Origin of the sequence: Synechococcus sp. WH 8016 (assembly GCF_000230675.1) — a bacterium.
Taxonomy (GTDB): Bacteria; Cyanobacteriota; Cyanobacteriia; order PCC-6307; family Cyanobiaceae; genus Synechococcus_C.
This window is the reverse complement of the sequence record NZ_AGIK01000001.1, coordinates 316,107-328,217: the sequence shown is the minus strand read 5'-3', so window position 1 is coordinate 328,217 and position 12,111 is coordinate 316,107. Positions and strand designations below refer to the sequence as shown.

Genomic DNA, 12,111 nt, shown 5'->3' with positions numbered 1-12,111 from the left:
CGTTATCGGCGGTACGTTCTCGTGCTACGCGTGTCTTGCCGACGGCGCGATGAACCTCCTGAGCGCCGTCCCCGTCCTCCGCTCAGATCCAGGGGGGCGGCCTTGAGAACGGTGGGCTCAAATCCCGGCACGTTTTCTCGACGAAGGGACTCACCCGTTAAGCGTTCAATTGCCTTCAAGAGCAGTGCCTCTTCAGCAGCAACGAGAGAAATGGCGTGTCCAGTTTCTCCAGCCCGACCTGTACGGCCAATGCGATGCACATAGTCCTCAGCAACATTCGGGAGATCGAGATTCACCACATGAGGCAGCTGCTGAATATCAATTCCTCGGGCTGCGATATCGGTGGCGACAAGAACGCGCACCGAACCGTCCTTAAATCCCTGCAAAGCGCGAGTGCGCGCACCCTGGCTCTTGTTGCCATGGATGGCAGCCGCTAGGAGACCCTGCTGACTGAGACGTTCCACAACACGGTTGGCACCATGCTTCGTGCGGGAAAAGACCAACACCTGGAGCCATTCTCCACTGCGAATGAGATGGCTGAGCAGATCAATCTTGCGGACCATGTCGCAAGGATGAACAACCTGCTCCACAGAGCGCACGGTTTGGTTGGCAGGGGCCACCTGAATTTGAACAGGATGATCAAGCAGGCCTGTTGCTAGTTTCCGAATTGGCGCACTAAAAGTGGCCGAAAACATCAGGGTTTGACGACGATCAGGAAGGCGAGAAATCACACGCCGAATGTCATGAATAAACCCCATATCCAACATTCGGTCGGCTTCATCAAGCACCAAAAATTCCACGCGGTCGAAACGAACAGCCCCCTGCTGGAGCAGATCTAACAAGCGGCCTGGGGTCGCAACCAACACATCAACGCCCTTCTGCAACCGTTGAATTTGAGGGTTGATCTTGACACCACCAAACACCACGTCGCTGGTCAGCGGAAGATGCTTGCTGTAATCACGAACACTCGCCAACACCTGCGCAGCAAGCTCACGCGTAGGGGTCAGCACCAAGGCGCGTATTTGTGCGCGTCCAGGACGCGCTCCATGGTTCAGGCGCTCCAACATTGGCAGCGTGAAGCCTGCGGTTTTACCCGTTCCTGTTTGCGCTGCCGCCATCACATCCCGACCAGAGATCACAGCGGGAATGGCCTGCAATTGAATCGGCGACGGAGCGGTGTATCCCTTCTCCTGCAAAGCCTTCAGCAACGGCTGACTCAAACCAAGGGAATCAAAACCAGAGGCTGTGGACTCAGATGCAACAGGAGAAGCGGAAATGGCCAGCAGAGCGAAAGATTCAGCCTAGATCCACACCTTCAACCCTCCGTATAGAGCGAACGAGCCTGATTCCAGATCTGCTCCAGATCCTCATCTGAGAGGGCAAGCGCTTGCGGGTGCACCAAAGCCAACCACTGCCGCCGATGATCCGAGGCCGTGCCATCAAAAAACTGCTGGCCTGCGGCTAACACCCTGAATTTCAAAAATTCAAGCAGCACTGAGCGAGTTTTTATCCGTTCAGCATCCGTCATCAAGTTTTACCCGCAAGCTTGAGGATCTGCCAAATTTAAACAAAGGGGGAGATTCAACAAACGGGCAGCAAGCACAACTAACCGAAAGATAAAAGAAAAGGCGACCAACAACCAACCCTCAAAAAACAGACAACCAATCACGACAACGAAGAGTCCAATACTTTTATTGCGTCAGGATTTACACCAATCTCAAGGCGTTGACCCAAACAAACACCATCAAGATAAGGAGCAAGAATCTCAAGAACGGACGTGTTTTGCCAATGCCTTATCTTTGTTTCTGGATGAGGCCGGTAAACCAACCCTGGAACATCAAAATCTAAAAGTCCTACAGAACGCAGTCGAACCTTCCAAAAGGAAAAGGTTTCAGGCGGATGCAAATCGGTCCATTCCAGATCAGGAAACAAATAATCTGCATTGGTGAGCTGTAGCTCAGCAGGAGAAAACGAAAGGTTGAGTGTTCCAGGCCAATAAGGAGATAGATCAAGACCTAACGCCGCAAAAAACGGAGTTTGCATCGCAATCGTGCCTTTCGGGTAAGGAGACAGGCGTGGTTCAGCGCGATCCAAAGCTTGGCCTGAGGCCACTCCATGCCCAGCGAGCAGAACAGCTGAATGCCAACGGAGGGATGTCATCAGCGAACTTCCCGGTGAACACAACGATCACAAGGTCCATCGGGCAATACTGCACAGCGAAGCAAAGGGCTCAAAGCATTGAAGCGGCACTCAGCATCTCCAATCACCCAACCATGACCAACAAACCGTGCATCAGCGGGCTGCTTTTGACATTTAACAAGGAGAACAATCGAAGACAGTTCATAACGACCTGAATACAATTTATAGCGATGTCTGCGTTGAATCACGAGATAGCTGTGCTGATCATGAGTAAACCATTGCCCCGGCATTGGAGGATCAGTCAACTCCATGCGATCGAGCAAAACCTGCGTAGCAGCCTGACGTAATTCAACAAGCATTGGATCAAGCCTCTCCACCTAGGGGCTCTTTGCGCTCAGAAAAGCCCCAAATCATTAGCAAGGCAACAGTGAGTAGGGTCCACCATGCAGGTGGATGCAAGTCCGAAACGACCAGCGTTCCAATCAGTTTGACTCCCACTAAACCAACCGCAAGATAACCAGCCGTCTCTAGACGGGTATAGATATCGAGCCAGCGAATAAACAAACCCGAGGTAAATCTCAGTGCCACAACTCCGATAAAGGCCCCAGTAATCACAAGAATCAGTTGATCGCTAATCGCGACAGCGGCAGCAACACTATCAACAGAAAAGGCGAGATCCGTTAAAGCTAGGGCAACAATCGTTCGCGCAAAAGAGATCGAGGGTGCTTGCCCTGAGGATCCAGAAGAACTCTCGGTGTCTGATGGCTTGAACCAAAGATGGGATAGGAAAAGCCAGAGAAGATAAACACCCGCAAGGAGTTGCAATGGCTTGAATGCCAACACCCACTGAGCCAACAAAATCAGGCCAACCCTGAGGAAAAAAGCAATGGATATACCAAGGTCAAGGGCCTTCTTTTCCTTGATTGGGTCATGTTGCTTGCGAGCGACAGCAGCTAAAGCGATCGCATTGTCAGCGGAGAGCACCAGTTCCAAGGCCACAAGCACTGGAAGAAGAGGCAAGAGCTCAGCCCATCGATCTACACCGTCGAGAACAGGCGTGAGGGACGTTAAGGCAGCTGAATCCATCCCAACAGCTTAGAAATGGTTAACCCCCTCCAGAGGCATGAAAACAAAGGTGGAGATTTGCCACATCGATAGCAATCGATGTGTGGTGCGTGTCAGCGGCTTCGATGGAGAACGAGATCTCGGTAGCGCGCTAGGAGAGGGAGCCGATGCTGAGGAGGCAGAGGACAGAGCTCGACAGCGATTAGAGGAACGCAATCTGAAAGGGAGGGTGAGCTCTGAGCCGAAGCGAAACCCGCAGCCAGCCATCAAACAGCAGGGTGACCCCCAGGTTCAACCAGCAAAACCAGCCAAAGATCCAGGCAGTCGTGAGACCAATCCAGCCAACACAGCGTCTCCAATCCCCTTTCAAAACAATGAGGCTCAGGCCGTCTCCACTCCTGAACCAAGCGAAGCTCCCACGGACCCAGAGGATTGGAGCGAAGAACTAACAGCCATCGATCTACAACTAAAACGAATTGGCTGGACCCGGGATCAGGAAAAGATTTATTTGGAGCGAGCCTATGGCCATGGAAGCAGGCACAAATTAACGAGATATAGCGATCTCGTTTCCTTTCTCAATAAGCTTAAAAGCATTGAAACCGGTGCGGATGCCAGTTCATCACCAACTCCGTTACGCAGAAGCGACTTAATCGCGCAAGGCGACGAAATGCTCACGACATTGAAATGGGATCAAGAACGTGCAAAGACGTTCCTGCAGTCAAAACTAGGGGCCTCATCAAGGCAACAACTCAGTGACGAACAATTATTTGAGTTCAACATGTTGTTAGAAGAGCAACTGATAACCGCGATACCACAAGAAAACTAGACACGTTTCGAACCTGAATTCGAGAGAAACAAGGCACACACTTTCCCTTGGACATGCGAATCAAAGAGACAGAATAAAGAAGTCGTATAAACCGTACTTCAACCGAACCAAAAGGATGAATTTGGGGGGAAACCCACCTCATTGGTTGGGTTTACTCGCTCCTTGTTTGGAAGAGTTATCCACAAAAATAGATTCAATCAATAAAAACAAATGGCTAAAGTAATTGGCATTGACTTAGGCACAACCAACAGCTGTGTCGCCGTAATGGAAGGGGGAAACCCCACCGTGATCGCAAATGCAGAAGGGTTTCGGACCACCCCCTCTGTGGTTGCCTACACCAAGGGCAAGGACCAGCTCGTTGGACAGATCGCCAAACGCCAAGCGGTGATGAATGCAGACAACACATTTGGATCTGTCAAACGCTTCCTTGGCAGGCGCACGGATGAGGTGACAGATGAAACCAAAGACGTTCCATACACCGTTGAATCGGTAGGAAGCAAGATCAAAATCCGATCATCATGGATGGAGAAATCCTTCTCACCAGAGGAAATCAGCGCCAGTGTGCTTAGGAAGCTGGCCGATGATGCCTCGAAATATTTGGGTCAAACCGTGACTCAAGCGGTGGTGACTGTTCCCGCCTACTTCAATGACTCCCAGCGACAAGCCACTAAAGATGCTGGCAAAATTGCTGGCCTAGAAGTCCTGAGGATTATCAACGAACCCACAGCAGCAGCGCTGGCTTACGGTTTGGATAAGAAGGATGCAGAAAAGATCCTGGTCTTTGACTTGGGAGGTGGAACGTTTGATGTCTCCATCCTGGAGGTAGGAGATGGTGTTTTCGAAGTGATCAGCACCTGTGGTGATGCCCATCTTGGAGGTGACAACTTCGACAAAGTGCTTGTTGATTACATGGCTGAAACCTTCCAAAAGGAGGAAGGGATTGATTTAAGGAAGGATTCGCAAGCCCTGCAACGCCTCACGGAAGCGGCAGAAAAAACAAAGATTGAACTCTCCGCCTCCACACAGAGCGAAGTGAATCTCCCCTTCATCACGGCAACGGCTGATGGTCCCAAGCATCTGACGCTGACAGTGACCCGAGCCAAATTTGAGGAGTTATCTTCTGACTTGATTGATCGTTGTAAGAAACCAGTTCAACAGGCGATCAAGGACGCCAAACTCTCAGCTCATGACCTCAGTGAAGTGGTGATGGTGGGCGGCAGTTCACGCATTCCTGCCGTGTTGGAGCTGGTCAAAGCGGCAACGGGTCAAGATCCCAATCAAACCGTGAATCCTGATGAGGTGGTTGCCATCGGTGCTGCTGTGCAGGGGGGTGTTCTCTCAGGTGAAGTGAAAGACATCCTTTTATTGGATGTCACACCTCTTTCCTTGGGAGTGGAAACCATGGGCAGTGTGGTGAATGTGATGGTTCCGAGGAACACAACCATTCCAACAAACAAAACCGAGATCTATTCCACCGCCATGGATGGCCAAACCTCCGTGGAGATTCACATTCTCCAAGGAGAGCGACAGATGGTGTCTGATAACAAGAGCCTTGGAACCTTCCGATTAGATGGGATCCCTGCTGCGCCTCGTGGTGTTCCTCAAGTGGAGGTGGCTTTTGACATTGATGCCAATGGAATCTTGAGTGTCACAGCAAAAGACAAAGGCTCAGGGAAAGAACAATCGATCACCATCAGTGGTGCCTCAACCCTCAGCGAGGACGAAGTGGATCGGATGGTGAAGGATGCAGAAGCACACGCTGACTCGGATCAGCAAAAGCGAGAAGCGATCGACACCAAGAACGAAGCGGAATCCGTGATTTACAAGGCAGAAAAGCAACTGCTGGAATTAGAAGGCAAGATCTCAGCCGAGGCCAAAACCAAAGTGGAGTTGGTGCTCTCGGAACTCAAAGAAACCCTTAAAACAGAGAACACAGCGCTCATCAAGGAACGCCTTGATGGAGTGAAAACTGCGCTGATGGAAATGGGGGCCTCCCTGTACTCGCAGCAGGAAGAAGCGCCTGAAACCTCACAACCAAACAGTGAGAACGATGATGTGATCGATGCTGAATTTGTCGAGTCACCTCGGTAAAGATCGATCGTTTGATCGGGAACATCGTGCTGCAGGGAGGCCCAAAAGGCCTCCCTGCGTCGCATCGACGAGAAGAGCAAGAAGCAAAACACCACTCCCAAGAACGGCGCAGAGACCTGCCGGTCGCAGGCGTCGCAATCGAGACTTCTTAAGGTTTGCTCCATAGCAAAGGCTTTATGTGCGCATACCGTGACAGAACGAAAGAGGCAAACGCAATGGGCAACACTTCCAAAAAAGGCGTTTTCTGCATGAAGTGGGATTCAGACGGTGAGCTTTCTACCCATGACACCCATGCATTGATTCAACGCTTAGCTCATGCAGAGAAATCTCGTCGAGCCATGCTTGATCACCATGAACTACGCAGATGGCGATCACGGATGAACGGCGATGTCCAGTCTTGCCAAACACTGGCCAGTTAGCCAATGCCATCTTGGCGATTGGCGCGGCAATCAGTCGCCAAGTGAACTTGCAAAGACAACTTTTAATAGATACATGGCGTTGAATAGACTTCGATTTAAACCATTTTCAGCCTAAAATAATAAAGGACATTGAAAGCAAGCAGTACTGATTACTTGCTTTCAATGCAATTATGCAACACAATAAAATATCAAAAGCGAAAAAGCCTCTCCGCCAGAGACTATTGTCAAAAATCCTTCTGGTCACTATAGTTTAGACAAGAACTGGAGTCGCATCCATTTGGCAAAACAGAAGAAGATCAACCTTCCCTATTCAAGAAAAGAGATGGTCGATTCACTCTGCGCCAAATGGAATTCAATGCGGGAGAGTAGCCCTGATCACAATCAGCTGAGCTTAGAACAATTTCGAGACCTTGCCCGCACAGAAACTGATGACGAGCTTTTCAGAGATTGCTGTAATTCATCAAAGAAAGAAGGCATCACACTATCAGAATTCATGACTCGCTATGTGTAAATAGAGAGCACTCCTACTTTTAAAAAATATGGTTATAGATAAGGGGAACGTTGAACATCAAGCTTCGAAGCAGCAGGCTATTTAATCATTTGACAAACCATCTAGCCCATACAACACATGTGATATTTCATCCACATTGACCCAGCTGATTTTCTCGTCATCAACATCCACAACTTGAATCACACGCTCTCCACTGGGATCTCTAGCTTCAGCTTTACAAGAAACAACCTGTCCCATCCACCAGCTGTGATCCTTCTTGAGTTGTACTTGGTTTTCCCCTTTAACAATGATGTAGTCACCGGGCTTTACACCAAGAAAAGCTGGATAAGCAACCTGGCCATAGGGAAATGGCGTGCGCTCCTTAGCTTCATAACTCATGATTTCAGCCCTATCTTCTACAGCTCTAACCCAAACAAAAAATAAATGCCACCCTGGATAGCGAAATGTAAAGAAAACCTAAAGAGCCAAGGCTCATCAGGGCGCTGATCTCAACATCAAGAGCTCAAAGTCGAGAGAGCTCAAAGGCAAACGGCTGTAGGAGCCAGCGCCGGCATGCTTTCCTCGATGCCAGAAAAGGAAACCAGGATCAACCAAGACGGACCTATGACAACGCAGCAATCGTGCACGATCAACAAATCATCAAATCAGGTGAATAAAACAACGTTTTGGCCATAAAAAAGCTGCGAAGCTAAAGATCATCTCTTGCCTCGCAGCGCCTTGTTTAAACTCGATGAATCAGCTGAAGTTGATCAGCAATCGAACACTTTGCACATGGGTGAACCGGGGTGGGTATCACAGATATCATCCAACACTTTGTCTTTGTGACGATTAGCTGGATTGTCTAAGCCACCATTTTCCTTGGGATCAAACTCGTCAGCAGAATGCTTTTCGTTCGTGCTGTAGGGAACTTTGAACTTTTCGTACTTATCGGTGATGTCCGTCATGATGAGTCAACAAGAACAATTAGATATTAACTGTACATTCCATCGAACGGATTAAATGAATATGACGATTAATTGTCCTGGTATCAAAACTCACAGTTGATTTGCACCCGAGGCAACAAATGTGTGCATTTCATACTGTGACCTTGACATCCCTTGCCAGGGTCTCTGTAGACAGCTGCAAAAAGGGGAAAAGGAGCCTCTGCCACAACCATGGCAACGATGCACAATTAATCAATGAAACATATTGACCTCAACGGTGGCCTTGTGATGGTGACCGGTGGAGGGGGAGCGATCGGAAGTGCCATAGCCATGGAATCGGCACAAGCAGGTGCCGCGGTAGCTGTTTGTGACATCAATGAATGCGCTGCCAAAAAGGTTGCTGATGCCATCCAACGCAAGGGGGGAAAAGCCACGGCATTCAGAATCGATGTACGCGACCGAAACGATGTTGATGCCGTCACCGCCCAGGCTGTTGAACAGCTCGGACCGTTGCATGGGCTCGTCACAGCAGCAGGAGTCTTAAGAACGGGGGGTATCACGACCCAGGGTGAAGAAGACTGGAGTTCCGTGATGGCGGTGAATGTGGACGGCACCATGCATGCGGTACGCGCTGCTATTCCTTACCTAGAAAACAGCAAAGGTGCCATCGTCACCCTTGGGAGCGTTTCTGCGTTCATTGGCTCCAATGATGGAGGTGCGTACACCACCTCCAAAGGAGCTGTGTTGAGTTTCACCTACGCAGCAGCAGGGGAACTAGCCAGTCGTGGCATTCGGGTTAATAACGTCGCGCCTGGATGGGTGAATGGTGGTTTCACCCATCAAGCTCTGGCCATCAGTGATCATCCTGATCAACTACGTGATCAGGCCAAACAACTCCACGCCCTGGGGCGAATGGCCGAACCAACCGATGTCGCCAATGCCGTGGTCTGGTTACTGTCTGATCAGGCAAGCTTTGTGACTGGATCGATGTTGCTCGTTGATGGCGGTTTCATGATTCAACACAAAAGCTGAAACAGAACAACAACATAATAAAATGGGGGAAGTGATCGAAATATGCACAGCAGCTTCAATGGGATTATCGACAATCAGTCAACAAGCCGATCACCATCTCACGCATCATAGATGCAAAAGACAAACAGCAAGTAGCCTAAAAACTAGATTTCAACCAGAAAAAATAAAAACTATTAGGCAGTCAATCAAAAGATTCATTCAGGTCATACTCTCCGATTAGGTGATAAAGATTGAATCATTAATTCTTCTGAAAAGACTCAAGGCCACGAAAATTATGCAGTCAGGCTTAGAATATTGAAAGATTGAATCACTGAGCAGATAAACCTAGTCATACCAAGCCATTGTTAAAAGCAAGATCAGTAATTGCACTCATGCCATAATTGATTAACAAAACTAAAATTCAGGCATATGAAAGGGAATAATCATGACTTCGCAAACCAGTGACTCACTTGTGGCCCTTAAAGCATTGCTCAAGGAGGATGAGAGCTTTGCTGCTCAAATGCGTTTGACTCCTACCAGTTCCTCTGCAGCACAATTAGCCTCTCAACATGGTATTCAGGTATCACCTGAAGCTCTATGGCGTAATCGGGGAGTTCTTGTAAGTGATGGACATCCAACATGGCGTGGTTGATTTAAAAAATCTAAAAAGTCATAACGAATCAAAACTCACCCAGATCCTGGGGAACTCGGCTCGTGTACTAGATGATCTTGACTAGTGGATGCGCAATATAGAATTGTGGCTAGAAGCAGGGGACTATTGAAAACAACGATAATCGGCTTAGCTCTGTCGAGCTAATTTGTGGCTCCTGCACTATCTAAAGATGTACATTTTGCTGATACTGAAAAAACATGCTGGGAAGGGTGGTGCCTAATCGAATGCCATTGGTTTTGCAGCTGGATCAAACTAAATACGATCGATAATGGCATCATTCAGTACAGTGGAACATCTATACATCCAACATCAAGAGAAGAAGAATATTCTCCGGTTTACGACTATGAAGTTGATTGCAAAAGAAAGTTGCACAGACCAATAGGCAAAAAAGAATGGAAAGTTCCGGATGAGAGTTCAGGCTGGGAAGCACAGCTAGCCTTTCTTTGTAGCGATCAATACGAATACGATATCATCAATATCAAGCCTAAAAAATACTGAAATTATCAGCAAAAGGTTGATCAATACTGGCTAATGAAGTTGACAGCAGTGCAACTAATGCAAAGAAAGCTTTTCTGAGCATTGTTCAATCAATACTGTAACCATAAAGTGCTAAAAGCAAATGCAATTCATGTCTTATCGTCGGAACTATGGACGGAACAGGTCTTCTTCGAGCCCAGCTTGCTTCAGGCTGGTGGTCAAACCGTAATCAGACAGAAGCTCAGGCCCCTAGATATCGAAACCTGAATTAACCCGCAAAAGATCGGTGACAAACACTGCACGCCTCCATAAGAGAAAGAATGCACTATTAGGACCAAATTTTTTTTACAGCTCAAATATAATCCTTAAAACAATTGACTCAAATTAGGGGTTTTCATTTTCATGCGTGCTCTCCCGATTGCTTTGTCCTTGGGTCTGGTTTTTGGCGGATTGACTGAGCGGGGGCCAATCGCCCATGCTCAATCCGTTGATATCACAGACATCAAAGATGAACTCAGCCCCTCTGAATTCAGGGCCTATGGAGAGAGCTCACCCAAGACACTGAGATCTCGCCTTGGTGATCTCACATTCACAAAGGGCGGTTTTGCTGGCGGTTACCCCAGTCTTAAGACCATCGATGCGCTTAAGAACGAGCTCGATTTTCACAAAGCAACGCAGGCGTACATCTGGGCCGTTCCCATAGTCAGTTATGCCCGATGGCTTGAGTCCAATGAAGAGCTGTTCGGTGCCAAAGATGGCCAGATCGTGCGGCTGACCTCACCCAAGGCGAAGCAGGGAATTCTGACGGCAAATGCCACGACTCCCTATGCAGTTGCCTTTGCCGATCTTTCAAGAACAGGGCCATTAGTTTTTGACATTCCAAAAGGAATGTCAGCCGGGGTTGTCAATGACATCTGGCAGCGTGGCATTCATGATTTCGGGATGTCTGGTCCGGATAAGGGCAATGGCGCGAAGCTGCTCATCCTTGCGCCGAAGATGGCCATCCCCGATGGTTTGGATACCAATGAGTACACCGTCATTCGCAATGGCTCGAACATTGCGTTTCTAGGGATCAGGGCTCTGATGCCTGATCCTGCTGAGGCGGATCAGCTGTTATCAAGTTTTCGCATCTTCCCTTACGCAAAACGGGCCAATCCCACGCGGCTTCCAATCATTGATGTGGATGAAAGCACGGAGTGGGGGCAATGGCAGCCCCATGGGATGGCCTACTGGCAGGCATTGAAAAAAATCATGGATCGCGAAGTTTTTGAAGATCGCGATCGCTTCTTTCTAAGCATGCTCGCCTCGCTTGGTCTGAAGAAGGGCCAACCCTTTCAGCCCACGGCGGCTCAGGCTGAGGTCTTGAAAGAAGCGGCCGTCATTGGTGAGGCGATGCTCAAATCGATCACCTTTGACAAGCCCTTCTCGAACAATGATCTCTACAAGGGCACGCAATGGGATCAGCTGATGGTGGTCACGGTGGATGACCGAGATGGTGATATGGATCAGCTCTATCGCAGGGCTGCCTTTACCTGGGAGGCTGTTTCAAGGGGCAAGGCTTATTACATCGAGAAGGCAGGCATAGGACAGCAATACCGGACGGCTTACAAGGATGGCAATGGCAACTTTTTGGAAGGCGACAAGCACTACAAGCTGACGATGCCACCCAACGCGCCTGCGGAAGTGTTTTGGTCGATTGTGGTTTATGACGTCAATTCGCGCACGTTGATTCTCAACAATGAAGGCAGGCCTGCACTGAGCTCCAGAACGGGTCTGATTGAGAACGACGATGGTTCAGTGACGTTGCACTTCAGCCCTGAATTGCCGGTTGGCGTTGAAAAAGCCAATTGGATTCAGACCAATCCCAATGAGAGCTGGTTCTCCTATCTGCGCTTTTACGGACCGACTCAGGCCTATTTCGATCAGACCTATCCCCTGCAGGACATCATGCCTGTGAACTAACGATTGCAGGAGAA

Annotated in this window: 13 protein-coding genes; 6 read left to right on the top strand and 7 right to left on the bottom strand. The window is 49.0% G+C overall.

Going from position 1 to position 12,111, the window contains the following annotated elements:
- Positions 1-2 precede the first annotated feature (2 nt).
- The 5 genes from SYN8016DRAFT_RS01750 to SYN8016DRAFT_RS01730 form a co-directional block, all read right to left on the bottom strand.
- A complete protein-coding gene (locus SYN8016DRAFT_RS01750; RefSeq protein WP_244279125.1) occupies positions 3-1,220 on the bottom strand; it encodes a DEAD/DEAH box helicase in 1,218 nt (405 codons plus the stop codon).
- Between the two features lie 95 nt (positions 1,221-1,315).
- A complete protein-coding gene (locus SYN8016DRAFT_RS01745) occupies positions 1,316-1,528 on the bottom strand; it encodes a hypothetical protein (RefSeq protein WP_006852503.1) in 213 nt (70 codons plus the stop codon).
- Between the two features lie 137 nt (positions 1,529-1,665).
- Complete coding sequence (locus SYN8016DRAFT_RS01740) at positions 1,666-2,094, bottom strand: hypothetical protein (RefSeq protein WP_253909760.1); 429 nt, start codon at positions 2,092-2,094, stop codon at positions 1,666-1,668.
- A 65-nt stretch (positions 2,095-2,159) separates the two neighbouring features.
- The gene (locus tag SYN8016DRAFT_RS15680; RefSeq protein ID WP_006852501.1) at positions 2,160-2,498 is read right to left on the bottom strand and encodes a DUF6464 family protein; all 339 of its coding nucleotides are present in this window, start codon (positions 2,496-2,498) and stop codon (positions 2,160-2,162) included.
- A gap of 4 nt (positions 2,499-2,502) precedes the next feature.
- On the bottom strand, positions 2,503-3,225 hold the full coding sequence (locus SYN8016DRAFT_RS01730) for a membrane protein (RefSeq protein WP_006852500.1): 723 nt from the start codon (positions 3,223-3,225) through the stop codon (positions 2,503-2,505).
- A 37-nt stretch (positions 3,226-3,262) separates the two neighbouring features.
- Between SYN8016DRAFT_RS01730 and SYN8016DRAFT_RS01725 the strand changes: the two genes are divergently transcribed.
- The 3 genes from SYN8016DRAFT_RS01725 to SYN8016DRAFT_RS15205 all read left to right on the top strand — a co-directional run bounded on the left by SYN8016DRAFT_RS01725 (position 3,263) and on the right by SYN8016DRAFT_RS15205 (position 7,051).
- The gene (locus tag SYN8016DRAFT_RS01725; protein WP_006852499.1) at positions 3,263-4,030 is read left to right on the top strand and encodes a hypothetical protein; all 768 of its coding nucleotides are present in this window, start codon (positions 3,263-3,265) and stop codon (positions 4,028-4,030) included.
- Positions 4,031-4,240: 210 nt separating this feature from the next.
- Positions 4,241-6,121: a molecular chaperone DnaK gene (dnaK, locus tag SYN8016DRAFT_RS01720; RefSeq protein WP_006852498.1), complete on the top strand. Its 1,881-nt coding sequence runs from the start codon at positions 4,241-4,243 to the stop codon at positions 6,119-6,121.
- Positions 6,122-6,817: 696 nt separating this feature from the next.
- Positions 6,818-7,051 carry a hypothetical protein gene (locus tag SYN8016DRAFT_RS15205; RefSeq protein WP_159098285.1) on the top strand — a complete coding sequence of 78 codons (234 nt, stop codon included), beginning with the start codon at positions 6,818-6,820 and terminating at the stop codon, positions 7,049-7,051.
- Between the two features lie 81 nt (positions 7,052-7,132).
- Here the strand turns inward: SYN8016DRAFT_RS15205 and SYN8016DRAFT_RS01715 are convergent, their stop codons facing one another.
- Positions 7,133-7,429, bottom strand: coding sequence for a DUF3104 domain-containing protein (locus tag SYN8016DRAFT_RS01715; RefSeq protein WP_006852495.1), 297 nt, complete (start codon positions 7,427-7,429; stop codon positions 7,133-7,135).
- A 371-nt stretch (positions 7,430-7,800) separates the two neighbouring features.
- Complete coding sequence (locus SYN8016DRAFT_RS01710) at positions 7,801-7,995, bottom strand: hypothetical protein (RefSeq protein WP_006852494.1); 195 nt, start codon at positions 7,993-7,995, stop codon at positions 7,801-7,803.
- Between the two features lie 234 nt (positions 7,996-8,229).
- On the opposite strand from SYN8016DRAFT_RS01710, the gene SYN8016DRAFT_RS01705 reads away from it, so the two are divergent.
- The 3 genes from SYN8016DRAFT_RS01705 (at position 8,230) to SYN8016DRAFT_RS01700 (ending at position 12,097) form a co-directional block, all read left to right on the top strand.
- The gene (locus tag SYN8016DRAFT_RS01705) at positions 8,230-9,006 is read left to right on the top strand and encodes an SDR family NAD(P)-dependent oxidoreductase (RefSeq protein WP_006852493.1); all 777 of its coding nucleotides are present in this window, start codon (positions 8,230-8,232) and stop codon (positions 9,004-9,006) included.
- Between the two features lie 799 nt (positions 9,007-9,805).
- On the top strand, positions 9,806-10,156 hold the full coding sequence (locus tag SYN8016DRAFT_RS14805; RefSeq protein WP_141561312.1) for a hypothetical protein: 351 nt from the start codon (positions 9,806-9,808) through the stop codon (positions 10,154-10,156).
- Between the two features lie 381 nt (positions 10,157-10,537).
- Complete coding sequence (locus SYN8016DRAFT_RS01700) at positions 10,538-12,097, top strand: DUF1214 domain-containing protein (protein WP_006852491.1); 1,560 nt, start codon at positions 10,538-10,540, stop codon at positions 12,095-12,097.
- The last annotated feature ends 14 nt before the right edge of the window (positions 12,098-12,111 follow it).

Coding starts and splice junctions, on each gene's coding strand:
- SYN8016DRAFT_RS01745 (WP_006852503.1), bottom strand. CDS start 1,528: ATGACGGATGCTGAACGGATAAAAACTCGCTCAGTGCTGCTTGAATTT.
- SYN8016DRAFT_RS15680 (WP_006852501.1), bottom strand. CDS start 2,498: ATGCTTGTTGAATTACGTCAGGCTGCTACGCAGGTTTTGCTCGATCGC.
- SYN8016DRAFT_RS01730 (WP_006852500.1), bottom strand. CDS start 3,225: ATGGATTCAGCTGCCTTAACGTCCCTCACGCCTGTTCTCGACGGTGTA.
- SYN8016DRAFT_RS01725 (WP_006852499.1), top strand. CDS start 3,263: ATGAAAACAAAGGTGGAGATTTGCCACATCGATAGCAATCGATGTGTG.
- dnaK (WP_006852498.1), top strand. CDS start 4,241: ATGGCTAAAGTAATTGGCATTGACTTAGGCACAACCAACAGCTGTGTC.
- SYN8016DRAFT_RS01715 (WP_006852495.1), bottom strand. CDS start 7,429: ATGAGTTATGAAGCTAAGGAGCGCACGCCATTTCCCTATGGCCAGGTT.
- SYN8016DRAFT_RS01710 (WP_006852494.1), bottom strand. CDS start 7,995: ATGACGGACATCACCGATAAGTACGAAAAGTTCAAAGTTCCCTACAGC.
- SYN8016DRAFT_RS01705 (WP_006852493.1), top strand. CDS start 8,230: ATGAAACATATTGACCTCAACGGTGGCCTTGTGATGGTGACCGGTGGA.
- SYN8016DRAFT_RS01700 (WP_006852491.1), top strand. CDS start 10,538: ATGCGTGCTCTCCCGATTGCTTTGTCCTTGGGTCTGGTTTTTGGCGGA.